Raw genomic sequence first — 22607 nt, 5'->3', positions numbered from 1 at the left:
GGCATTATTAGCAGCGGCTGATACCTTGGGCTAATGGTATCTGGGGGAGAGTATTACTACTATCGTAGCGCTACTTTCAAACAATTGTTTAAGAATGCCCAGATTCACTCTCCGCCGAGGTTCGCCATGAATGTTTACGCCGCGCCCGTACGCGACTTGCGCTTTGTGCTAGAAGAGTTGCTCGCGCATCGCTCGCTAAGCCTGCCAGGCTTTGAAGAGGCCACGCCCGATTTAGTCGAGGCAGTGCTCGAAGAGGCGGCAAAGCTTGCAGGCGATGTCTGGGGGCCGCTAAATGCTAGCGGTGATCGACAGGGCGCCAAGCGTCATATCGATGGCAGCGTGACGTCACCGGATGGCTTTGCAGCGGCTTATCAGGCGTATGTAGAGGGTGGCTGGAACGGTATTGGCGTGTCCGAAGCGCTAGGTGGGCAGAACTTGCCTGAAGTGGTGGCCAGCGCCGTGCAGGAAATGCTGCACGGTGCCAATATGGCGCTAGGTCTTTGCCCCATGCTAACCGCTGGCGCTATCGAGGCGCTTGCGCACCACGGCAGCGATGCCCTCAAATCCACTTACTTGCCCAAATTAGTGGAAGGTAGCTGGACGGGCACGATGAACCTTACCGAATCCCAGGCGGGGTCGGACCTTTCCCAAGTGCGCACTCGCGCGGTGCCCGAAAACGACCACTACCGCATTAGCGGCCAGAAAATCTATATCACCTGGGGCGAGCACGACGCCGCTGACAACATTATTCATCTAGTCTTGGCCCGAAAGCCCGATGCGCCGCAAGGCAATAAAGGCATTTCACTGTTTTTAGTCCCCACGTTTTTGGTCAATGACGACGGCTCGCTTGGCGAGCGCAACGACGTCACCTGTGCATCTATTGAGCATAAGCTGGGCATTCATGGTTCCCCTACCTGCACGCTAAGCTTTGGTGAAAACGGCGGTGCGATTGGCTACTTGGTTGGCCAAGAAGGGCGCGGCCTGAATCATATGTTTACCATGATGAACGAGGCGCGCCACAAAGTAGGTATCCAGGGCATTGGCGTGGCTGAGCGCGCCTGCCAGCATGCCTTCGCTTACGCGCTTGAGCGTCGTCAGGGGCGAGCACCGGCATCGCGTGGCGGCGCTGAATGCAGTATTAGCGATCATTTCGACGTTCGCCGAATGCTGCTCTCGATGCGCTCGCGTACCGATTCCTTGCGGGCACTGGCGCTGTACTGTGCTGCCGAGCTGGATACAGCCCGTCATGCAGACAGCCGCGATACGCGTAGCGCTGCCCAAGCACGCGCCGATATTCTTATTCCGGTGATTAAAAGTTTCTCAACTGACCAGGCGGTCGATATCGCGTCCATGGGCATTCAGGTGCACGGTGGGATGGGCTACGTGGAAGAGACCGGCGCAGCTCAACTGCTGCGCGATGCGCGAATTGCCCCGATTTACGAAGGTACTAACGGTATTCAGGCGCTTGATTTGGCGGGGCGTAAGCTTCAGCGCGATGGTGGCGAGGCGCTAACGGCGCTGCTAGATGACGTTGCCACTACCGTCGAACAGCTCAATGCGAACCCTGCGCTTGCTGCGTTAGGCAGTGGCTTAGCCGCCGGCTTAGACGATCTAAAAACCGCCCAAGCGATGGTGCTCAAGCAGGGTGCCGACCCTGAAAAAGGAACGGACGCGGTCCAGGCCTACGCCACGCCATTTCTCAGCTTAGCGGGGCACGTGCTGTGCGCCTGGCAGATGGGGCAAGCGGCGCTTAGCGCTCAAGTTGCGCTTGATAACGGCAGCGACGATCCTTTTTATACGGCCAAACTGCGCAGCGCAGAATTTGCTATCACTCAATGGCTGCCGGTTGGCCGCGCCCAGCGTGCGGTCATTGAGGCGGGCATGCAGTGCCTTAGCGACTTTGAGGTTCATTGACGCGAATAACATAACTACGTGCCGCCGCCTTAAAGGCGGCGGCGCTGTTTGTAGGCTAACAAAACATACATTTAAAACGATTGCTTTTAATAACAATACGTAGGAGCCGACCATGAGCGCTATCTTCGAGCAAGGCTTGCCCAAAACTGTTGCTAATCATGTACCGCTTTCGCCGCTGACCTTTATCGAGCGCTCGGCGTCTATTTACCCCGATTATACCGCCGTTGTGTATGGCAGCACTCGCCGCACCTGGGATGAAACCTGGACGCGCTGTCGCAAGCTAGCCTCTGCGCTCCAACAGCGGGGTATTCAGCCGGGTCAAACGGTAGCCGCCATGCTGCCTAATATACCGGCTATGTATGAAGCGCATTTTGGCGTGCCGCTGGCGGGCTGTGTGCTCAATACCCTAAATATTCGCCTGGATGCTGAGGCGATCAGCTACATGCTTGCGCATGGCGAAGCCAAGGCGATTCTGGTGGACCCCGAGTTTGCTGACGTTATCCAGCAGGCCGTTGCCAAGCTTGAACATAAGCCGCTGATCATCGATGTGGCCGACGTGGCGTTTCTGGGTGAAACAAACGGCATTGGGGAGATTGAGTACGAAGCGCTGCTCAATGAAGGTGACGCCGATTTCGCTTATCAGCTGCCTGACGATGAATGGAGTGCGATCTCGCTCAACTACACCTCGGGCACAACGGGTAAACCCAAGGGCGTGGTTTATCACCACCGCGGCGCTTACCTGAATGCGGTGAGCAATATTATGGAGTGGGCAATGCCCCACCACCCGGTCTATCTGTGGACGTTGCCCATGTTCCACTGCAATGGCTGGTGTTTTCCATGGACGATCGCCGCTAATGCAGGCGTCAACGTATGCCTGCGCCGTGTTGAGCCCATAAAGGTTATGCAGCTAATTGGCGATGAAAAAGTTAGCCACTTCAGCGGCGCACCGATTATTCTCAATGGCCTAGTTAATTTGTCCGCTGAAGATAAGCGCCAGTTCGATCATTCGGTGAAAGTCACCACCGCCGGTGCTGCGCCCCCCGCCGCGGTGATTGCTGGTGTTGAAACGCTCGGCGTAGAGGTTACCCACGTTTACGGCTTAACCGAGGTATATGGGCCGGTGAGCGTTTGTGCCTGGCGTGAGGCGTGGGATGAGCTGCCGCTTGAGGCGCGGGCGAAAATAAAGGCTCGCCAGGGCGTGCGCTACCACATGCTCGAAGCATTATGCGTGGCCGACCCGCTCACCATGGAGCCTGTCCCCAAAGACGGTCAAACCATTGGAGAGATACTGATGCGTGGTAATAACGTAATGAAGGGCTACTTAAAAAACCCTGAGGCAACCGAGCAGGCGCTAGAGGGCGGTTGGTATCACACCGGTGATTTGGCTGTGTGGCACCCGGATGGCTATATCGAGATCAAAGACCGCTCTAAAGACATCATTATTTCCGGCGGTGAAAACATCTCGACCATCGAAGTAGAAGACGCTATTTACGGCCACCCTGCCGTCGAAGAGGCGGCGGTGGTGGCTAAGCCCGACGAGAAGTGGGGCGAAACGCCCTGTGCATTTGTGAAGCTGAAAGTCGGCTACGGGGAAGTCACTGAGGCCGATATTATCGCTCACTGTCGCGAACGTTTGGCGGGCTACAAAGTGCCTAAGACGGTGATTTTCAGCGAACTGCCGAAAACCTCAACGGGTAAGATACAAAAATTCGTATTGCGTGAAGAGGCTAAACACCGTTAAAGGAAAGGGCGGCGTTCGTCACCCTGCGTGCGCGACAAAAAGAAGTCATTGCCACTCAACCAAGCGTTCGCTAGGGTTGAGTGGTGTTTTTCTGGCTACGATATAACAGCGTATGCCCATAACAATTAAGGAGCCGCCATGAGTGAGTCAGTGATTGAGAAAGTTGATAACGATGGAATGGTGCGATTAACCATTAATCGCCCTAAGGCGCTCAATGCGCTAAACAGCGAAGTGCTCACCGCATTAGAAGCCCATTTAGTGGCGCTGGAAGCTCACCCGAGTTTACGCGCGGTGCTGATTACGGGGTCGGGCGAGAAATCCTTCGTGGCGGGAGCCGATATTACCGAAATGCGCGAAAAAACGCCTGAAGAGGCGCGAGCATTTGCCAGCCAAGCGCTGCGCACGATTAAACGCTTAGAGACATTGCCAGTGCCGGTGGTCGCGCTGGTAAACGGGTTTTGCCTTGGCGGCGGCTGCGAATTGGCACTGGCCTGCGACTGGGCCGTAGCCAGCGATAACGCCGTGTTTGGGCAGCCAGAAGTGCTGCTGGGCGTTATCCCCGGCTTTGGTGGCACCCAGCGTCTGCCGCGTCGCGTTGGTCCCGCCATGGCGCTTGACCTTGTCACCACGGGTCGTAAGATTGATGCCCAAGAGGCGCTGCGTATCGGACTCGTCAACCGAGTAATGCCGCAGGCTGAGCTGGAGAGCTACGTCGAAGAGCTCACCAAGCAGCTTAAAGGCAATGGCCCGCAGTCCGTGCGGGGGGCTAAACAGGCGGTTCACGATGGATTAGACCAAGACCTTGATAGCGCGCTAGCGCTGGAAACGAGCCTGTTTGCCCTATGTTTCGCCGGTGAAGAACAGAAAGAAGGTATGAGCGCCTTTGTAGAAAAGCGCAAAGCTAACTTTTAACATCTCGCTTTAAGGCCTGCTGCGTTAGGTCAGCTTATAAGCATTTGCTTAATAAATTTTGACTGGTAGTGGGGGTGACGTCTGTGTCACTCCCGTTTTATTCCTATGCTTTATTTCTATATTTGATCACTAGCGTTATTGGGAAGTGTCATTTATGCAATGGGCCGCCTTTTTAATCGCCACGCTTGGTTTTGCCTACCTGCCTGGTCCTGCGATGCTGTATACCGCAGCGCAAACGCTTGGGCGAGGCCGACGCGCAGGGTGGTTAGCTGTCATCGGCGTGCATATAGGGTGTTATATCCACGTAATCGCTGCTGCTCTTGGCTTGGCGCTTTTATTTGCAGCGATTCCTCCTGCCTATGTAGCCATGAAAATTATTGGCGGACTCTACTTGCTGTGGATGGGGTTACGGCTATGGAAACAGGGGGTTGGGGCTCATAACGTTGAAGTGCCGCTGGCAACGACAAGGCGCGTGCTGCGCGACAGTTTTTGGGTAGAAGTGCTCAATCCTAAAACTGCACTCTTCTTTGTGGCATTTTTGCCTCAGTTTGTGCAGCCTGAGAGCACTATGCCGGTGGCATGGCAACTGCTCTGGTTAGGCATTGCTACCAATATGCTGTTTTCTTCTGCAGATGTCATGGTAGTGCTGCTTGCTAGCCCGCTACGGGCATGGCTGCAGCACTCTAAAGGTTCTTCTACGCTCATTCAGCGGATCGGCGGCGGCATATTGATGGGGCTGGGGGGTAATACGTTAGCTCAAGCGGCGCGTTAGCCGGCAAGCCATCAAGCCATCAAGGCTTGCCTTGCCTAATCATTGCTCTGTTACTTCCAAAGCTCGATCAACACCTTGCCGGATACTTGCGCATCTTTAGCAATAGAAAACGCGCGCTGGGCGTCTTTGGCGGGCAGTACGTGAGTGATGATGCTATCGAAGCGGGCATCGGCAGCGAGAAGACTGATGGCTTCATCAATTTCATCATTGAAGCGGAAGCAGCCTCTCAGCTGTGCCTCTTTTGAAATCAATGACGCTAGCGCAATCGGCTGTGGCGTTGCAGGCATCATGCCTATTTGAACGATAACGCCTGCACGACGTACGGCGAGAATAGCGCTGTTGATCGATGCGGGTACGCCAGTGCATTCTAGCACCACATCAAAAGCTTCTTGAGGCAGCTCATCCGTGCCTATCTGAATAGTGCTATGCACCCCCAGTGCACGGGCGCGAGATAGCGGGCCATCCAGAACGTCGGTAATGCTGACTTCGCGGGCCCCTTTAGCAAGCGCTGCCGCAGCGGCGAGCAAGCCAATAGGCCCCGCACCGCACACCAGTACGCGCTTTTGATCGACCCCGCCGGCTACCTGGATACCATGCAAACCCACGGATAAGGGCTCTGCTAAAGAAGCACGTGCCAGAGGCAAGGTATCAGGCAGGGCCCTTAGCATGCTGGCATCGACATCTAAAAACTGGCTCATGCCACCCTGCGTATGCGGCCAGGTTGAGGCAGAGCCTAAATAAGCACCGTTGGGCCACAGGTGCGGTTTGTTTTCGATGCCGGGCTGACTGTTGCCAAACGTTGCAGGGTGCAGCGTGACCGGTGTGCCCTGCGACCATTGCCCGCTAGGGTCTTCCTCAACGATTCCCGACATCTCGTGGCCGGGAATCAATGGTTCACGAATCACAAAAGCGCCATTGGCTCCCTCATGATAGTAGTGAAGATCTGAGCCGCAGATGCCGCCGAAAGACATACGTAAACGTACTTTTCCAGAGGCTAATGCAGGCAATGTAATGCTTTCTTCTCGCAGATCTTGCTTACCGTGAATGACTAATGCTTGCATGGCGCTGCTTCCTAAAGGGGAGGCCTGGGCAGTTAAACGACCGAGGTCATCCCGCCATCGACGAAAATATTTTGCCCCGAAACGAAACTTGAGGCGCCCGAGCAGAGATAGATAAGCGTGCCAACCAGCTCGTCGAAATGGCCCCAGCGCTGGGCTGGCGTGCGCTTTTCGACCCATTGGTTAAAGGCTGGGTCTTGCCACAAAGCAGTATTCATTTCGGTCTTGAAATAACCGGGAGAAATACAGTTGACCTGGATGTTGAAGCGGGCCAAATCTGCGGCCATGCCCTGTGTCAGTAGCGCAACTCCGCCTTTTGTGGCGGAGTAAGGCGCGATGGTTTCTCTAGCAAGCTTGGACTGCACGGAGCCGATGTTAATGATTTTGCCGGAGCCGCGTGCGCTCATAGCTGGCGTTAAGGCGCGGGAAACATAAAATAAACTCGACAGATTGGTCGCGATAAGAGCATCCCAATCAGCTGTATCAAACTCATTGAACGGTGCGCGGCGCTGAAGCCCGGCATTATTGATCAGAATATCCGGCGTTCCGTAGTCATCAATCAGTGTTTCAAGCGCCTGCTTGGTGGCATTAGCATCGGTGACATCGAAACTGATCGCTTCAACGGTGGCCCCTGTGTCTTGCGCCACTTTATCTGCTTCCGCCTTCACTTTGTCTAGGTCACGCCCGTGTAGGATGACCCGCGCGCCCTGGTGTGCCAACCCTCTTGCGAGAGCATTACCTAGCCCTCTTGAAGAACCGGTTATCAACGCTAAGCGGTCGCTAATATCGAAAAGTGCCTGCTGCATAGTGGTCACCTAAAACATCATGAAAATGATATACGCGAAGATAAAGCCGACCACAGACTCAAGCGCCTGCTGGACGGTCCACGTTTTCAGCGTTGTTTTGACATCCATACCGAGCAGCCGGCCCACTAGCCAGAAGCCTGAGTCATTCACGTGGCCTGCAAACACAGAGCCTGCGGCTGTGGCTAACGTAATCGCCACTACTTGCATTGAGGTGAAGTCACCACCAATCACGGCGGGTGCCATTAGCCCCGCTGCCGTTACCAGCGCGACCGTTGCCGACCCTTGGGCGAGACGCATAATCACCGCAATCACATAGGCCGCCAGGATGATAGGCAGGCCAATATCGCTTAACGAGCTGGATAGCGCATCGCCAATGCCCGATGCGCGCAGCACGCCACCGAACATGCCGCCAGCGCCGGTAATCAACACCACTGAGCAAATCGGCCCGAGGGAGGAGTCAAGTACTTTTTCTAACGCATTGCCTTCCATTCCTTGGCGACGGCCCAGCACTAACATAGCCACTAACGTTGAAATAAGCAGTGCGATAGGCGTATTGCCGAGCGCTGAAAGAAGCTGAAACCACAATTGGTCGCTGTCAACCGCGCCGATGGAGCGCAGCGAGTTCAGGCCGGTGTTCATAAAGATCAGTACAAGTGGCAGCATCAGCATGCTGATTACCACACCAACGGAAGGCGGATTGGTCACTTCGTCGTCGCTGATGTCGCCAAATAGCCCATTGCTAAGCGGGAAAGGATGGCGCTTGGCGACCACTTTCCCCCACATGTAGCCTGAGATCCACCAGAGTGGGAAGGCAATTATTACGCCGGTTAGCAGAAGGAGACCTAGGTTGGCATTGTACAGTTCCGACGCGGTCACCGGGCCTGGGTGAGGAGGCAAGAAAACGTGCATGACCGAGAATGCCGCGGCTGCAGGCATGGCGTAGAGCAGTACCGGGCCGCCTAAACGACGTGATACCGCAAAGATGATCGGCAGCATGACGATCAAGCCAGCATCAAAGAAAATGGGGAACCCCATCAGCAGCGAGGCTATACCCAGTGCAAACGGCGCGCGCTTTTCGCCAAAGACGTCAATCATCTTGTCAGAAAGCGCCTTCGCGCCCCCCGAATGCTCAACCAGCTTGCCAAGCATCGCACCCAGGCCGACAAGCAGCGCAACGGCCCCTAGCGTGCCACCGAAACTATTCACCAGCGTGGGTACAATGGCATCAATAGGTATTTGGGTAGCTAGCGCGGTGAGCAGGCTCACCAGCATCAATGCCAAGAAGGCGTGCATTTTAAACCTGATGATTAACACCAAAAGGGATAAGACAGCCACTGCGGCAATGCTTAGCAGTGGTCCTGCGGACATCGTCTGAGTCCATCCGTTCATGCGAGCGCTCCGAAAAAGTAAGGCTAATGACTGTCGATGTTATCGGTAACATTTTACAGCTTGAATGCGGGCTGGATACACGACCTTGGTTTAAATGGACGAACAACGGCGTTGGGATAACCACTAGTCCAGCGACAGCAATTCTGATAAACAGATAGGCGTAGGATGTGCGCCGATACGGCTATGTTTACTCGATTGTGTTTGCTAGGTTTGTGAGTGTTTATGGCATCAATTGTCGTTCAGTCTCTATTAAGCTGAGGTGTTCATGTTTGATCTTTATATCGCCAATAAGAATTATTCGTCCTGGTCGCTGCGCCCATGGGTATTGATGAAGGTTCTAGACATTCCGTTTGAAGAACATCTCATGCCGTTTGAAGGTGGTTTGGGTGAAAGTCGTGACACCTTTCTACGTTTTTCACCCTCAGGCTTAGTGCCTTGCTTAGTTGATATGACGACCGGTGGCGAGCTGGCGATATGGGATTCGCTCGCTATTATTGAGTACTTAGCCGAGCAGCATAAAGCGGTGTGGCCATCGGATAAGCTCGCACGCGCCTGGGCGCGCTCCGCCGCTGCTGAAATGCACAGCGGTTTTGGTGCTCTACGTGACGATTGCTCAATGAATTGCGGCGTGCGCGTTGAGCTAAAGGGATTGTCGTATAGCCTTAAAGCCGATGTTGCTCGCTTGGATGTGCTGTGGCAGCAGGGGCTTGAGCGCTTTGGTGGGCCTTATTTAGCGGGCGCAAACTTCACCGCGGTGGATGCTTTTTATGCCCCGGTAGCATTTCGCATGCAGACGTTTAATCTGCCGGTTAGTGAAGGCTCTCAGGCTTATGTAGAGCGTTTACTTGCGCTGCCCGTCATGCGTGCGTGGTATCAGTCTGCGCTTGAAGAGCCGTGGCGTGAGCCTATGCACGAAACTGAAACGCTCAAGAATGGCGCGCTAATAGCGGATTATCGACAGCCTTAACTCGCTTAGCTCACGCGATGCGCTATGCATCAGGTACACTGGCGAAAATTTTTGTTTGGAAACATCCATGGCCCTTAGTGCAACGCCCTATAAAGTTGATATTAATCTGACCGATCTGGATCGCAGCGTGTACGAGACGCTGCGCTTTACCGTGGCGCGTCACCCCTCGGAAACTGAAGAACGCATGACCGCGCGCCTGCTTGCCTATGTGCTGTGGTACAGCGAGGTGCTAGCTTTTGGCCGCGGGCTTTCCGATGTGGACGAACCCGCGCTATGGGAGAAAAGCTTGGATGGGCGCTTGCTGCACTGGATTGAAGTCGGGCTGCCCGATGCCGAGCGTCTTACCTGGTGCTCGCGCCGGGCAGAGCGGGTTTCGCTGCTTGCGTACGGCCGGGTCGACTTATGGGAAAGCAAAGTACTGCCGAGCGTATCCTCGTTGAAAAATGTGCATGTGGCGAGGCTTCCGCAAGAGGCGCTAGCGGTGATTGCGAAAGATCTGCCAAGGGCTATCAACTGGGCCATTATGATCAGCGAAGAATCGCTGTTTATTACCGATGAGAACGGCCAGCATGAAATTACCCCTCAATGGCTACTGCGCGAGCGTTAATCTTTATCGTTGGGTTTATTCGACTAAGCTATAAATATGAGAAGGGGTAGCCATTGCTCATCCCTGCTGTTTCAGCTGCTTAAGCTTTTCCACGCGAGGAAAAGAAAACTATAGCTTGCTATCTTTTTGCACAATTACATACAATCAACAATGTTTGTTGGCGGTCTCAAAAAACTGCCTCAACAGCTGTCTTAAAACTGTTTTAAAAACTGTCTCAAGGCCTCTCTCAAGGAACGAGCAATGCGCGGATACCCCTCTTTACGTTGGCAGCTGCTCTCGCTAGTAGCAGCCATTAGCCTGCTGCCAACACTGGCACACGCAGGCAACAGTGTATTCACGATTAAGCATGAAAATGACGGTATCGCCAGCGGTGACGATGGCCACTTCACGAGTGGCTTTGAGCTTAATTGGATGTTTGAGCCTGAGGCACAAAGCTGGACCCAGCGTTTAGCTACCGCGTTACCCGATAGCATTATCGGCAGTGCAGACATGGCTGCTTATCGCTTGGTGCACCAAATTTATACGCCTAACAATATTATGCAGCCGGGGCTGATTGAAGATGATCGCCCATATGCCGGGCTTGTTTATGGTGGCGTATCGCTTTACGAAGATGTGCCAATGGGTAGCTGGGTTCAGTCGACTGACCTGCATCTAGATATTGGATTGGCAGGGCCGTCGTCACTTGCCGATAGTATTCAGCGTGAAGTACACCGTATCACCGGCAGCGACCGTCCTAACGGCTGGAATAATCAAATTGGCGATGAGCCAATCGTCAATGCTGCTATGCGTCGCCAGTGGTGGAACAGCACGCCGTTTATCGGTAAAGAGTTTGCCCATGGACCGAGTGTCAGTACCGCACTAGGTAATCTGTATACCTATGCTGGTGCGGGCTACAGCGTGCGCTGGGGCGATGAAGCTGCCGGCATTCCTACGCTGACGCCTAGCCCCGGTAGCCGTCACTATATGACGGGAAGGCAAGGCTTGCAGTGGTACCTGTTTGCGAGCGTAGACGGCTACTACATGGCGCAAAACCTAACGCTTGATGGTAATACTTTCAGAGACAGCCACTCGGTTGATCGTAAAGAGTGGGTGGGCGACGTCTCAGCAGGGCTGGCGCTTGCCTGGGAAGATTGGCAGGTCACCTACGCGGTTGTGCAGCGCTCGCGTGAGTTCGACGGACAGGAAGATCAGGATAAGTTTGGTTCTATTGCGCTATCCAAGCGTTTCTAAGCGGCTTAACGCGACGAATAATGTTAAGCGTCTTTCAATAGGGGAGGATATGCATGGCCAATAAATATCCTCACACGCCTGATGGGCGCTACTTTATCGCTAAGAATCGACTATGGCGCTGTACTGATCCGCGTTTAAGTGAAGACGAAAGGCGCGTGCACATTAAAGCCTTAATGAAAGCTCGACGTGCAGTGAGAACCACCCAGCAACAGAACGATGAAGCGGGGCTAGGCCGCGCTCGCGAGGCGGTGCAAGCCGCTAAAGAAGCATTGGGAGAGCGCGGCCCGGTGTGGTGGGATGATGACGCGCCCGATGAGACGGGTTTTGCCCCGCATAATAGCTCTTATGCCAAGTGGTGGGAGAATCTGGCGTAAGCTGCCTTGCTAATGTAAATGCGTGTTTGCCTTGTGTGATGATATTCTGCGCCGCTCTTATTCTTTAAGGACGCAGCGTGAACATTAAAGCGGATCTATCCATTATCGACATCATCGGTCATCTGGTTCTTTGGCTAATCCTGAGCGTGATTACCTTCGGTATAGCGTTATTTTTCTTTCCATACTCGTTTGCAAGATTTGTTATTAACCGCACTTCCGTTATTGACACAGCGACAGGCGTGGAGCGGAAAATGGTGTGTGATATCAGCCTCTTCAGCAATATTGGCCACATCATCCTGTGGGTTATCATTTCACTATTAACGTTTGGGCTTGGGTATATTTTTTACGTTTATCGGGTGTGGAACTATGCACTGAATAATTCGCGCACTCAATAACTCACGTATTCAATAGCGCGTAGCGTAAAACAGCCAAGCGATATGTGTCAGCACGGGCGCCTTTAGCGATGCTAAAGGCGCCCGTGCTGTATGCCGTCAACTTACTTGCCGTCAGTCAACTTGTCTTGTGTTTTCAGCGTGAAGTCGCTGGCGTCGTGGCGCTCATGCAACTGCTCGCTAGGCTCACCCGAGGTGCGGTTGACCATACGGCCACGCTTGACGGCGGGGCGCTCATCAATTTCCTCGGTCCAACGCAATAGATTCTTGTAAGTGTGTGCTTCCAAGAACTCAGCCGCTTCGTAAACACGGTTCTTCACCAGTGCGCCGTACCAAGGGTGAATCGCCATATCGGCAATGGTGTACTCATCCCCGGCCATAAAGCGGTTTTCTGCTAAGTGGCGATCAAGTACATCAAGCTGGCGCTTCACTTCCATCGTATAGCGATCAATCGGGTACTGATATTTTTCTGGCGCGTAGGCGTAAAAATGCCCGAAGCCGCCGCCTAACATTGGCGCACTGCCCATTTGCCAGAACAGCCAAGAGAGGCATTCTGTGCGCTTCCTTGGGTCAGTCGGCAAGAAGGCATTAAATTTCTCGGCTAGATAGAGCAGGATGGCGCCGGATTCAAACACTCGCTGAGGTGGAGTGGTGGAGTGATCCATCAGTGCCGGGATTTTGGAGTTGGGATTTACCTCAACAAAACCGCTGCTGAACTGATCGCCTTCGCCAATTTGAATCAGATGGGCGTCGTACTCTGCGTCTTTAATTCCCTGCTCCAGCAGCTCTTCGAGCATCACGGTAACTTTTACACCGTTAGGTGTCGCTAGGGAGTAGAGCTGAAGGGAATGCTTACCCACGGGCAGCGCTTTATCGTGGGTAGGGCCTGCTATCGGGCGATTGATGTTGGCAAATTTACCGCCGTTGCCAGGCTCCCATTTCCAAACGTTGGGAGGCGTATAGGTGTTATCGCTCATCGTTTCCTCGCTATTAACCGGTATCGGTAACTGCTGGGCACAGAGGTGAGCCTATCCTTGTGCGGCGATGCTAACGCTTTTAGGGGGGGGGCTTACGACACCACCGCTTTGCATGCGCAGAAAGCGGTGGTGTGGGCGCTAGCAGATTAAGCTAATGGTTCGCTTATACCAGCGTCAAGGTGACGTTAATATTGCCACGGGTGGCATTGGAGTAGGGGCACACGACATGAGCTTTATCAACTAGCTGCTGCGCGACGTCTCGCTCAAGGCCGGGCAGGCTGATTTTTAGCTCAGCTTCGATGCCAAAACCGGTAGGAATTGCGCCGATACCTACGTTGCCTTCAATTTGAGTGTCTTCGGGAAGCGTTACTTTTTCTTGGCTCGCTACATGCTTAAGCGCACCTAGAAAACAGGCTGAGTAGCCAGCCGCGAACAGCTGCTCGGGATTGGTGCCTTCACCGCCAGCGCCACCCAGCTCTTTAGGCGTACTGAGTTTAACCTCTAGCGCGCCATCTGATGATTTAGCCTGGCCTTCACGGCCACCGGTAGCGATAGCCTGGGCGCGGTAAGCAACTTTTTCGATAGTAGTGGTCGTCATATTGAATCTCCTGTCAGCATTATGAGTTATGTTAACTTCTTTAATCTAGCGCAGCTTTATTTTGCGCGCAATATAAATGGTAAATAAAAACCAGTGACCCTTTTGCCGTGGCCAAAGGGTCACTGGTTTTTTTGCAGGCTGTCGCGTAGCCGCACCAAATCCTCTTTTAACTCAGTCAGCGTTTCTATTGACTGCTCGCTCGCGTGCACGACGCAGCTAGGAATGTGGTAGGCCTGCTCACGCAGCGCTTTGCCTTTTTCGGTAAGGTATAGCTCTACCACGCGCTCGTCTTGATGGCTGCGCTTACGATTAAGCAGTTGATCGGCTTCAAGTCGCTTAAGTAGTGGCGTCAGTGAACCGGGATCGGTTAGTAGGCGCTTACTCATGGTGCCAACGGTCATACCATCGTTTTGCCACAGTACCAGCATGGCAAGGTATTGCGGGTAGGTAAGTTCCAGCTCTTTAAGCAGCGGTTTATAAACCTTCGTCATCATCAACGAGGTTGAGTAGAGCGCAAAGCAAAGCTGGTGATCCAGTTCTAACGCGCTGCAAGATGGTTGCACAGACATGGGTGCTCCGAAACGAAAGACGTAGGCTAATGTAGCTTGATGGAGCGCCAGTGGCTAGATCTAGACGTTGGTCGCAGGTTAACAGTTTTGTTTTGACAAGCAATGAGCGCCCCGTTAGCCTTTTCTTTTAATTGTTACCGGTAACAATGGCAAGGCCCTTGTTTATATCGATTTCTTACCCCACTGCATTTTGAGCGTCATGTACACTTTCGTTTCATTCTTTTGCACCGTAGGCTTCACATTTGGAGAGCTAGCCCAATGATTCCCTCGTCTTATCGTATCTTAGTTATGGGCGCATCCGGGTGTGGAAAATCGTTGATTGGCGAAAATTTGGCGCAGGCTCTAGGTGCCACCTTCATTGATGGTGATGACTACCACTCGCCAGAGAGCGTGGCAAAAATGGCGAGCGGCACGCCGCTTGATGACAATGATCGCCAAGGCTGGTTAGACACGCTGGCAGCGCTATTTGCTAATTATAAAGCGCAAAACGAGACGGTAGTGATTGCCTGTTCGGGGCTTAAACGCCGCTACAGGGATCGCTTGAGAAGCGGCGATTCTGAACTGCGCATTTTATACTTGAAAGGCACGCGCGAGCTGCTGCGAGAGCGGTTGGAAACCCGGTCGGGGCATTTCTTTAAGGGCGACAGCATGCTGGCAAGCCAGCTAGCGGACTTAGAGCCGCCGGGCAGCGATGAGGCAATGACGGCCTCCATTGCGCTTTCCCCCCCAACCATTGTTGGCCAATTTACCGCAATGCTAGCGCCGCCGCTTAGCTAAACCTTCGGCTAAAGAGGGGATAGGCACGAGGGTTCATTGTTAGTTAGGGTAGATCCCAACGCTCCCTCGCTGCACAAGGCCGCCACACTTTGAAGAAAAAACGCCCCACCCTACAGGATATTGCCAATCACGTAGGGGCTACCAAAATGACGGTAAGCCGCTGCCTGCGCGATCCTGAAACGGTTTCTGAAGCACTACGCGCGCGCATCTTCTCAGTGGCTGAGCAGGTCGGCTATATACCTAATCGGGCCCCGGATTTACTCTCCCGAGCGACCAGCCGCTCTATCGGTGTGCTGGTGCCGTCATTGACTAATCAGGTCTTCGCCGATGTGATTGTCGGCATCGAATCGCTGACGGAACCCGCGGGCTATCATTTGATGCTTGCTCATTATGGCTATAGCCCTGAGCTTGAAGAACGTAGTTTGGCCTCGCTGCTCTCTTATAACGTTGATGGGGTGATCCTTTCTGACCGCGATCACACCCCGCGCAGCCTGCGTATGCTGGAAACCGCCGGTATCCCGGTAGTTGAAATCATGGATACTTACCGACCCGCGCTGCAGCAGGCGGTGGGATATAACAACGTTCAAGCCGCTTATGACATGGTCAGTGCCATGATTCAACGGGGCCGGCGTCAGGTGATTTACCTGGGCGTACGTCTAGATGAGCGTACTCGACAGCGTGAGCAGGGCTACCGACTTGCTATGGAAGAGCACGGGCTAACGCCGATTGCGCTGAAAAGCACACAGCGCTCCTCTTATAGCGTGGGGGCGGCACTGCTAAAGCAGGTGCTAGCTGACTATCCAGATGCCGATGGTGTGTTCTGCACCAACGATGACGTTGCTGTGGGCGCTTATTTTGAGTGCCAGCGGTGTGTGGTTGACGTGCCTGGGCGCATGGCCTTGGCGGGGTTTCACGGTCATGACGTAGGGCAAGTGATGGCACCTAGGCTTGCTAGCGTGGTTACGCCGCGTCAGGGCATCGGCGAAGCGGCGGCGCGTGAGCTTTTAGCCCGTATACGGGGGGAGCCGTTAACGCAGAGCGTGATCGACTTAGGCTATCTAATCGAAGCAGGCATGACGCTATAGCGTGACGGCGGTTACGGGACTGGCTAAAGTAGCGTTTTCCCATACTGTGAGGCCGCCCGTGGAGATTGCTCAGCTCAACATCTATCCCGTTAAGTCATTACAAGGCATCAGCTTGAGCCAGAGTGTGTTGCAAGAGCATGGGCTAGCCTGGGACCGCCGCTGGATGCTAGTGGATGCCCAGCAACGTTTTGTGACGCAGCGTCAGCTGCCTGCGCTGGCGACAATCGGCGTTGAATTGACCGACGAGCACCTTGTGCTTTCACACTCCGCCGTTGACTCACTGCGCCTGCCACTCACTGAGCCGGAGGGAAACCTGCGCCTTGTTAACGTGTGGAATGATCACTGCAAAGCGCGGCCTGAAAGCGAGGAAGTTACGCGATGGTTAGAAGCTGCCCTAGGTGAACAGGCTCAGGGGCTGAGCTTGGTACGCTTTGCCACAGAGTTTAGCCGTGCGGTTGAAGAAGATTTTCTTGACGGCGGGGCGGCCCATACTTATTTCGCCGATGGCTACCCCTTTTTGATCACCACTACCGGCTCCTTAGATGCCCTGAATCAAGCGCTGGTCGATGGCGGGCAGTCGCCTGTGCCGATGAATCGTTTTCGACCTAATATCGTGATTAAGTGCGACCAGGCGTGGGCTGAAGACCGCTGGGTGACGCTTTCAGCGCAGAGCGGTAGCTTTCAGCTGACGCTGCGTAAGGCCTGCAAGCGTTGCAAAATTATCACGATTGATCAGCAGTCGGCGGCGATGCCTGCGCCTGCAGAACCGCTGGAAACGCTGGTGGTGCTTAATACTCAGCCTACCTTGAAAGGCGCGCACTTCGGCCAAAATGCCACCCTGCTTGTCGGTGCGGGCGGCGTTATTCGCGTGGGGGATGCGTTGTCGGCAGTGATCCGCGAGATTTAAGGCGCAGCAGGTTGGTAGCAATGGCCGTACCTATCAGCGTAATGACCATACCGGCGATAATCTGAAGGCTTAGCGTTTCGTCCAGCAATAGATAGCCCCATACCAGTGCGCTCACCGGCACTAAAAAAGTGACTGTTGAGGTTGCTGTAGCCCCGGCGCTGGCGAGTAAACCAAAATACAGCAGGAATGCCAGTGTGGTGCTAAGCGTTGCGAGCGAAATAGCGTTGCCCCAAGCCAGAAGGCTGATCGGGGAGCTTGGCCATAACCAAATGCCGGGAATCAATAGCACCAGCGCCGACATCGCGCAGCTGCCCGCAGCTAGAACGCGGGTAGGGAGGTGGCCTAGGCGCGTCTTGGAGTAGTTGCTCGCAATGCCATAGCAAAACGTAGCCCCGAGTGCCGCTACAATAAACCAGCCGTCGCCACCTAGCGCAAAGTCGAGCCGATTAGCTGAGAGCACATAAACCCCCAGCAGCGCCAGCGCGAGGCCCCAGTACTGTTGGCGCTGTATAGCAGTGGCGAAGAAGCACACGCCCATCAACGCAGTGAAAATAGGCGTAGTAGCGTTAATCAGTGACGTGAAGCCTGCTTCAAGGCGTGTGGTAGCGAGTGCCAGCAGTGAAAAAGGCAGTACGTGATTGACGATTCCCAGCAGTAATAGCGGGCCTTTATGCTGCCAAATTAGGCGTAGATAGTGCAGGCTGATAAGTAGCGGCATTAGTAGCAGTGCGCCTATTCCCATACGTATCAACACCAGTGGGACTGGCCCGAACTCGGGGGCGGCTACGCGCATGAAGATGAAGGACAGGCCCCAGAGCGAGGAAAGCAGCAGCAGACGTAGCGCATCAGTGGATGACATGAATGCCCTTAATATTCAAAATGATGTGGTTGATTGGCTAGCTAGCTTACGACTGAACAGAGGCCGATGGAAGTTATTGGAAGCGCTTGCTGGGCAGGGCATGCAAAAATCAGCTACGCTGTTTAGGTAGTCTAGATGGCATCTGCCGCTTGGGCTTAGAACGACATATTTTTTTGCCTATTAGCACGCACAAGGAGTTGTTCATGGATCGCAAAGCTAGCGCACGTTGGGAAGGTGGATTGAAAGATGGTAAAGGCACCGTTTCAACCGAAAGTGGCGTATTAGATGCCAAGTACTCCTTTAAGCAGCGTTTTGAAGATGAAAAAGGTACGAATCCTGAAGAGCTAATCGGCGCAGCGCATGCCAGCTGCTTTTCGATGGCGCTTTCAATGATTCTGGGCGAGAAGGGCTATACCGCTGACTCTATCGAAACCAGTGCGAAAGTGACTCTTTCCCAAAGTGATGCCGGATTCGATATTTCTAAGATTCACTTAGATGTTGTTGCCGCCATCAGTGGCGCAGACGATGCCGCTTTCCAGGAAGCAGCAGAAACTGCTAAAGCTAATTGCCCGGTTTCTAAAGTCCTTAATGCCGACATTAGCATGACCGCTAAATTAAAAGGCTAATGTTGATCTCTGTTGTGGCGTCTTTTTTTATAAGCTTTTAAGTATTAGGTTCATTTTTTAATCAAGACGTCATGATGCTTAAGTCTCTGACAAAAGGTATAAGGGTTGCATTTTTTTTTAAATAATGCTAATGCCTTTTAAGTAAGCGTAGTAAAACAAAAAGCCTTGGCGGTTGCCAGGGCTTTTATATTGGCTATTAGCGCCAATTCGTTAGTCACGCGTATACTCTTCAGCATCTTTGAGAGCATCTTCAGATGCATTAACGCTAATCATGTAGCCTTCGCCATCTTCTTCTTTGGTGAGTTCAAGCGAATCCCACTCGATAGCAACGCTTTTTTCACCCATACCTAGAAAGCCACCGACACCGACAACCACCGCGGTGATTTGGCCATCTTCATTGATCACGAGATCGGTAATGGTACCAATATCTTGATCATTTTCGACCGCGCTCTGGACCTGATTGCCGGTCAACGCATCCGAATGGAAAGTGTTTTCTGGCGTAGCAGTAAGGTAGGTCGCTTCCATTGTTTCGGTCGTTTCTTCAGCGTTTGCCATACCTGCGGCAAGAATGAAGGCCGGAACGACGAGAGTGCCTAAAATAGCGGGTTTAATCATTTTCATTTTTGCTTGCTCCTTGCAGTGTTATCGGGACTGAACGACTCCGCGTTGCAACCCTAAAAGGCTAATAACGGCTTATAATATTCCGAGTTGTCTTGCTCTAGAAATCTTCTCACCGCTACTATTCCTAGTTTTATTAATCATCAAGCCATGTTAGATAGTAAGCTGTAATAACGGCGTAAGATGATTAAGCGCCTTATGCTTAGCTGCACTAAGGCAATTAATAGATTAGCCGCTGTATTCAAAAATACAATCATTTCATGACAGGTTTTAGCAGGCTATGTAAGTGTGTAGGGCCACGGTGCTGCTACCATGCGACAATCTACCGAGTTGACCTACTCTTTAACAATGCTCATATTGCCGGGTCAAATGACTACTTTCAGCCCACCTGCCATGAACGTCAGGCCAGGGCCGCATAAAAAGGAAAACCCATGATATCGACTGCTAGGCGCTACCCCTTAACGCGTGTTAAGCAACTGTGGCTCGGCAGTATCACGCTGGGTGCATGGCTGTTGGCGTCGTCTGCTGCTGCCAGCGGCAGTGACCTTCCTCGAGGGCATTATCCGCTGCCCGAAAATGGCAATATGGTCGGTGAGGTCTACACCGTCGCAGCTACAGAAGAAGATACGCTGATGGATATTGCCCGTGCTCATAACGTGGGTTACGAAGAAATTCGTATGGCTAACCCTGATGTCAGCCTTTGGGTGCCGGGGGAGGGAACCGAGGTGACGATCCCCGGGCAGTTCATTCTTCCCGATGAGGAGCGTACGGGCATTGTGATTAACGTGGCCGAGCTGCGACTTTATTACTATCCCGACGTTAAGGCTGGCGAAACGCCACGGGTCGAAACGTATCCAATCGGCATTGGGCGTGACGCCTTTAATACGCCGCTGGGCATTACCAAAACGACCATGCGCCTTGAGAATCCGGCCTGGTATCCGCCTGAATCAATTCGTCGTGAGGCGGCTGAGCGTGGCGACCCAGCACCCGCCGTGGTGCCGCCGGGTGCTGAGAACCCTCTAGGCCGTTTCACCATGCTGCTGGATATTCCAGGCTATATGATCCACAGCACTAACCAGCCGGATGGTGTTGGGATGCGCGCTAGTAGAGGCTGTATCCGCATGTATCCTGAAGATATTGAATCTGTGTTCTGGCGCGTGCCGGTGGGTACCCAGGTCAATATTATCGATGCACCGATCAAGCTAGGCTGGGGCGCCAACGATGAAAGCTTTGTGCAGGCCTTTACCTCGACAGATGAAAAGGCCTATGGCATGGAAACGCTGTTAAATGTCGTTGGTTTAATTGAGCAATATGAAGGCGGCAATCCGCGTAGCGTTGACTACGAGCAGGTGCGGGAGGTGCTAGATCAATCCAACGGCCAGATCGTTCCTCTCAGCTAATTATGCGCCTTTCCCGCTAGCGTGCGGGATCAAGTACGCCGCCTAGCGAGGCATTGCGCCTAAACCAGCCTGCAATGCTGGTGCGCGACTGGCGGGTAGGCAGCACTTCATGGGCGATATTTTCAGACATGAAGCAGGCGAAAGTGCCTGCTTCGGGTACGACCCGGGTGATCTCAAGAGAGGTGTCGTCCGGGTGGTAGATCACCATTTCGCCACCGGCATCGTTTGGCCAGTCGGGCGTTAAGTAACTGACGGTGGAAATCACGCGATTGGCGCGGCCACGAAAGCTATCTACGTGGCGCTGGTAAAAAGCGCCAGGGGGGTAGTGGGCAAAATGCGCTTCGTACTCGAACAGGCCTAAAAACAATGCATGATTAAGCGCCTGCTGTAGCTCGCTCATGGCATCTAAGTAACGCCGCTGAGCGGCGCTCTTACGATCCAGCCAGTGAATAGCGTCTCCGCGAATATCTTTACGCAGCAGATGCTGCTTGCCTCGGCCAATCCCCGCTTCATCCAATTTGTTGTAGGCCGCGCGGTGCAAAAGCTCGTGATTCAGCGCCTCACATAGCTCAAGGTCAATAACCTCGCGGCCAACATACCAGCCCTGCTCGACCAGTGCATCCACTAGAGCGTTTTGCGTTGCTGTTTGCAGCACAGGTGACGACGTTGTGACGGTCGGGGTCATTTGTTGGGTCTCGATGGCGCCGGACGAGAAGGCGTGACAGATGAGTTAGGAAGGCGGCTTTTGCGTTCAGGATAATGCTGCAGCGGGCCCTGTGGGCGTTGATATAAGTCAATGGGCATACCAAAACCCTCTGCCAGTAATTCCACCAGCATCATCGCCGAAAGCCCCCAGATGACATGGCCATCGACGTGGTAGCTGGGTACATAGTGAGCAATCCCATCGACGGTAATGACATCGGTGTGGGTGCGGTAGTCATCCAGAAAGTGGCTAAGCGGAACCTCAAAAATAGCGTCAAGTTCACCCGGGTCAGCAACCAGCGGTAAATCAGGCGGAATAATGCCAACCCAAGGAGTAACGCGAAGCCCATGTAGTGAAATAACATCCGACAGCCTTCCCAGCGGCTCGACCAGGCTTGGGTCAAGGGCGATTTCTTCCTCAGCTTCGCGCAGCGCCGTTGCATAGAGATCGCTGTCAAAAGGCTCGCGCTTCCCCCCCGGAAAGGCCACCTGGCCGCTGTGAGTGCTTAAGTGGCTTGCACGGCGGGTAAATAGTAAGGTTGGCTCTGGACGTTCGACAATGGGCAAAAGCACGGCGGCTTCGCGCATCACAATGTGATCCAAACGCCGAGGAGTCAGTTGTTGCAGCTGTTTACGTAGTTTCTCTAACATAGGGTATCCAATGACTTTGTTCTCTTTTACCCAGCAGCGGCCATTGACGTCAAGCGCGTCGAGGCTTCTATCCACTAGCCGTTGAGAATACGCGATGAATTTTTGTAGCCAGTGTGGTGATAAAGTACGTTTTGCTGTCCCTGAAGGCGATGACCGCCCTCGCTACCTGTGTGATGCCTGCGGTACGATCCATTATCAAAACCCACGCATCGTGGCCGGTACGCTGCCGGTTAGTGGTAGCAAAGTGTTGCTCTGTAAACGCGCGATTGCCCCGCGCAAGGGCTATTGGACATTGCCTGCTGGCTTTATGGAAAATGCTGAATCTACCCCGCAGGCGGCGACCAGGGAAACTCGGGAAGAGGCCTGTGCCGAGGTCGATCTGGCTAGTCTGTATACGCTCATTGATCTGCCTCATATCAATCAGGTATTTATGATTTTTCGTGCCGAATTAGTCGGCGGCTTTAGTACCGGGCCAGAAAGCCTCGAAGTAGCCTTGTTTGACGAACACGAAATTCCTTGGGACGAGCTTGCTTTCATTACGATTGAACGTACGTTACGTCACTTTTACGCGGATCGCCCTCATGATGAATTCCCGCTGCATATCAGCATGGTGACACCAGAAGACCGCGAGCGTTATTTAGGCAGCGCCTAGACTAAAAATAAACGTGCGCACGTG

The 22607-nt window shown here is 53.5% G+C and carries 25 protein-coding genes; 15 read left to right on the top strand and 10 right to left on the bottom strand.

Annotated elements, in window-relative coordinates:
• The first annotated feature begins 126 nt into the window (after window positions 1-126).
• The 4 genes from ACTH5D_RS00215 to ACTH5D_RS00200 all read left to right on the top strand — a co-directional run bounded on the left by ACTH5D_RS00215 (window position 127) and on the right by ACTH5D_RS00200 (window position 5339).
• Entirely contained in the window at window positions 127-1914 is a 1788-nt protein-coding gene (locus ACTH5D_RS00215) for an acyl-CoA dehydrogenase (RefSeq protein ID WP_441667658.1), read from the top strand.
• Window positions 1915-2026: 112 nt separating this feature from the next.
• Window positions 2027-3655 carry an acyl-CoA synthetase gene (locus tag ACTH5D_RS00210; protein WP_441667657.1) on the top strand — a complete coding sequence of 543 codons (1629 nt, stop codon included), beginning with the start codon at window positions 2027-2029 and terminating at the stop codon, window positions 3653-3655.
• Between the two features lie 138 nt (window positions 3656-3793).
• Window positions 3794-4567: an enoyl-CoA hydratase/isomerase family protein gene (locus ACTH5D_RS00205; protein WP_441667656.1), complete on the top strand. Its 774-nt coding sequence runs from the start codon at window positions 3794-3796 to the stop codon at window positions 4565-4567.
• A 154-nt stretch (window positions 4568-4721) separates the two neighbouring features.
• Window positions 4722-5339, top strand: a complete 618-nt coding sequence (locus ACTH5D_RS00200) for a LysE family translocator (RefSeq protein ID WP_441667655.1) — start codon at window positions 4722-4724, stop codon at window positions 5337-5339.
• Window positions 5340-5389: 50 nt separating this feature from the next.
• Here the strand turns inward: ACTH5D_RS00200 and ACTH5D_RS00195 are convergent, their stop codons facing one another.
• From ACTH5D_RS00195 to ACTH5D_RS00185, 3 genes are read right to left on the bottom strand one after another with little or no spacing between them, the layout of a single operon-like run.
• On the bottom strand, window positions 5390-6400 hold the full coding sequence (locus ACTH5D_RS00195; protein ID WP_441667654.1) for an L-idonate 5-dehydrogenase: 1011 nt from the start codon (window positions 6398-6400) through the stop codon (window positions 5390-5392).
• A 32-nt stretch (window positions 6401-6432) separates the two neighbouring features.
• On the bottom strand, window positions 6433-7203 hold the full coding sequence (locus ACTH5D_RS00190; RefSeq protein WP_441667653.1) for an SDR family oxidoreductase: 771 nt from the start codon (window positions 7201-7203) through the stop codon (window positions 6433-6435).
• A 9-nt stretch (window positions 7204-7212) separates the two neighbouring features.
• The gene (locus ACTH5D_RS00185) at window positions 7213-8592 is read right to left on the bottom strand and encodes a GntP family permease (RefSeq protein ID WP_441667652.1); all 1380 of its coding nucleotides are present in this window, start codon (window positions 8590-8592) and stop codon (window positions 7213-7215) included.
• Between the two features lie 265 nt (window positions 8593-8857).
• On the opposite strand from ACTH5D_RS00185, the gene ACTH5D_RS00180 reads away from it, so the two are divergent.
• The 5 genes from ACTH5D_RS00180 (at window position 8858) to ACTH5D_RS00160 (ending at window position 12165) form a co-directional block, all read left to right on the top strand.
• Window positions 8858-9559, top strand: coding sequence for a glutathione S-transferase family protein (locus tag ACTH5D_RS00180; protein ID WP_441667651.1), 702 nt, complete (start codon window positions 8858-8860; stop codon window positions 9557-9559).
• A gap of 67 nt (window positions 9560-9626) precedes the next feature.
• Entirely contained in the window at window positions 9627-10166 is a 540-nt protein-coding gene (locus ACTH5D_RS00175; protein WP_441667650.1) for a YaeQ family protein, read from the top strand.
• Between the two features lie 240 nt (window positions 10167-10406).
• A complete protein-coding gene (locus ACTH5D_RS00170; protein WP_441667649.1) occupies window positions 10407-11396 on the top strand; it encodes a lipid A deacylase LpxR family protein in 990 nt (329 codons plus the stop codon).
• Between the two features lie 53 nt (window positions 11397-11449).
• Window positions 11450-11770 (top strand): hypothetical protein, encoded by a 321-nt coding sequence (locus ACTH5D_RS00165; protein WP_441667648.1) that lies wholly within the window; start codon window positions 11450-11452, stop codon window positions 11768-11770.
• Window positions 11771-11847: 77 nt separating this feature from the next.
• On the top strand, window positions 11848-12165 hold the full coding sequence (locus ACTH5D_RS00160) for a DUF6693 family protein (RefSeq protein WP_441667647.1): 318 nt from the start codon (window positions 11848-11850) through the stop codon (window positions 12163-12165).
• 101 nt (window positions 12166-12266) lie between these two features.
• On the opposite strand, the gene yghU is transcribed toward ACTH5D_RS00160, so the two are convergent.
• The 3 genes from yghU to ACTH5D_RS00145 form a co-directional block, all read right to left on the bottom strand.
• The gene (gene yghU, locus ACTH5D_RS00155; RefSeq protein WP_441667646.1) at window positions 12267-13139 is read right to left on the bottom strand and encodes a glutathione-dependent disulfide-bond oxidoreductase; all 873 of its coding nucleotides are present in this window, start codon (window positions 13137-13139) and stop codon (window positions 12267-12269) included.
• A 163-nt stretch (window positions 13140-13302) separates the two neighbouring features.
• Window positions 13303-13737 (bottom strand): organic hydroperoxide resistance protein, encoded by a 435-nt coding sequence (locus ACTH5D_RS00150; RefSeq protein ID WP_441667645.1) that lies wholly within the window; start codon window positions 13735-13737, stop codon window positions 13303-13305.
• Window positions 13738-13856: 119 nt separating this feature from the next.
• Window positions 13857-14306 carry a MarR family winged helix-turn-helix transcriptional regulator gene (locus ACTH5D_RS00145; RefSeq protein ID WP_441667644.1) on the bottom strand — a complete coding sequence of 150 codons (450 nt, stop codon included), beginning with the start codon at window positions 14304-14306 and terminating at the stop codon, window positions 13857-13859.
• A gap of 258 nt (window positions 14307-14564) precedes the next feature.
• Here ACTH5D_RS00145 and ACTH5D_RS00140 point away from each other — a divergent pair, with 258 nt between their 5' ends.
• The 3 genes from ACTH5D_RS00140 to ACTH5D_RS00130 all read left to right on the top strand — a co-directional run bounded on the left by ACTH5D_RS00140 (window position 14565) and on the right by ACTH5D_RS00130 (window position 17075).
• A complete protein-coding gene (locus ACTH5D_RS00140) occupies window positions 14565-15083 on the top strand; it encodes a gluconokinase (RefSeq protein WP_441667643.1) in 519 nt (172 codons plus the stop codon).
• Between the two features lie 89 nt (window positions 15084-15172).
• On the top strand, window positions 15173-16168 hold the full coding sequence (gene gntR / locus ACTH5D_RS00135; RefSeq protein ID WP_441667642.1) for a gluconate operon transcriptional repressor GntR: 996 nt from the start codon (window positions 15173-15175) through the stop codon (window positions 16166-16168).
• A gap of 58 nt (window positions 16169-16226) precedes the next feature.
• Window positions 16227-17075 carry an MOSC domain-containing protein gene (locus tag ACTH5D_RS00130; protein WP_441667641.1) on the top strand — a complete coding sequence of 283 codons (849 nt, stop codon included), beginning with the start codon at window positions 16227-16229 and terminating at the stop codon, window positions 17073-17075.
• Here the strand turns inward: ACTH5D_RS00130 and ACTH5D_RS00125 are convergent.
• Window positions 17029-17934, bottom strand: coding sequence for a DMT family transporter (locus ACTH5D_RS00125; protein WP_441667640.1), 906 nt, complete (start codon window positions 17932-17934; stop codon window positions 17029-17031). The two genes, ACTH5D_RS00130 and ACTH5D_RS00125, sit on opposite strands and share 47 nt — an antisense overlap.
• Window positions 17935-18137: 203 nt before the next feature.
• Between ACTH5D_RS00125 and ACTH5D_RS00120 the strand changes: the two genes are divergently transcribed.
• Window positions 18138-18560, top strand: coding sequence for an OsmC family protein (locus ACTH5D_RS00120; protein ID WP_096281515.1), 423 nt, complete (start codon window positions 18138-18140; stop codon window positions 18558-18560).
• Between the two features lie 210 nt (window positions 18561-18770).
• Here the strand turns inward: ACTH5D_RS00120 and ACTH5D_RS00115 are convergent, their stop codons facing one another.
• On the bottom strand, window positions 18771-19181 hold the full coding sequence (locus ACTH5D_RS00115; RefSeq protein WP_441667639.1) for a PRC-barrel domain-containing protein: 411 nt from the start codon (window positions 19179-19181) through the stop codon (window positions 18771-18773).
• 428 nt (window positions 19182-19609) lie between these two features.
• Between ACTH5D_RS00115 and ACTH5D_RS00110 the strand changes: the two genes are divergently transcribed.
• Entirely contained in the window at window positions 19610-20578 is a 969-nt protein-coding gene (locus ACTH5D_RS00110; RefSeq protein WP_441667638.1) for a L,D-transpeptidase family protein, read from the top strand.
• 16 nt (window positions 20579-20594) lie between these two features.
• Here ACTH5D_RS00110 and ACTH5D_RS00105 read toward each other — a convergent pair whose 3' ends face one another.
• The gene (locus ACTH5D_RS00105; RefSeq protein WP_441667637.1) at window positions 20595-21263 is read right to left on the bottom strand and encodes a 2OG-Fe(II) oxygenase; all 669 of its coding nucleotides are present in this window, start codon (window positions 21261-21263) and stop codon (window positions 20595-20597) included.
• Window positions 21260-21931, bottom strand: coding sequence for a CoA pyrophosphatase (locus tag ACTH5D_RS00100; protein WP_441667636.1), 672 nt, complete (start codon window positions 21929-21931; stop codon window positions 21260-21262). The genes ACTH5D_RS00105 and ACTH5D_RS00100 overlap by 4 nt, the downstream gene beginning before the upstream one ends.
• Window positions 21932-22025: 94 nt before the next feature.
• Between ACTH5D_RS00100 and ACTH5D_RS00095 the strand changes: the two genes are divergently transcribed.
• Complete coding sequence (locus tag ACTH5D_RS00095) at window positions 22026-22583, top strand: NUDIX hydrolase (RefSeq protein ID WP_441667635.1); 558 nt, start codon at window positions 22026-22028, stop codon at window positions 22581-22583.
• Window positions 22584-22607 lie beyond the last annotated feature (24 nt).

Source organism: Halomonas sp. (assembly GCF_052095695.1).
In the GTDB taxonomy this organism is placed as follows: domain Bacteria; phylum Pseudomonadota; class Gammaproteobacteria; order Pseudomonadales; family Halomonadaceae; genus Vreelandella.
The sequence above is the reverse complement of the archived record's forward strand: the minus strand, read 5'-3'. Positions and strand labels throughout refer to the sequence as shown.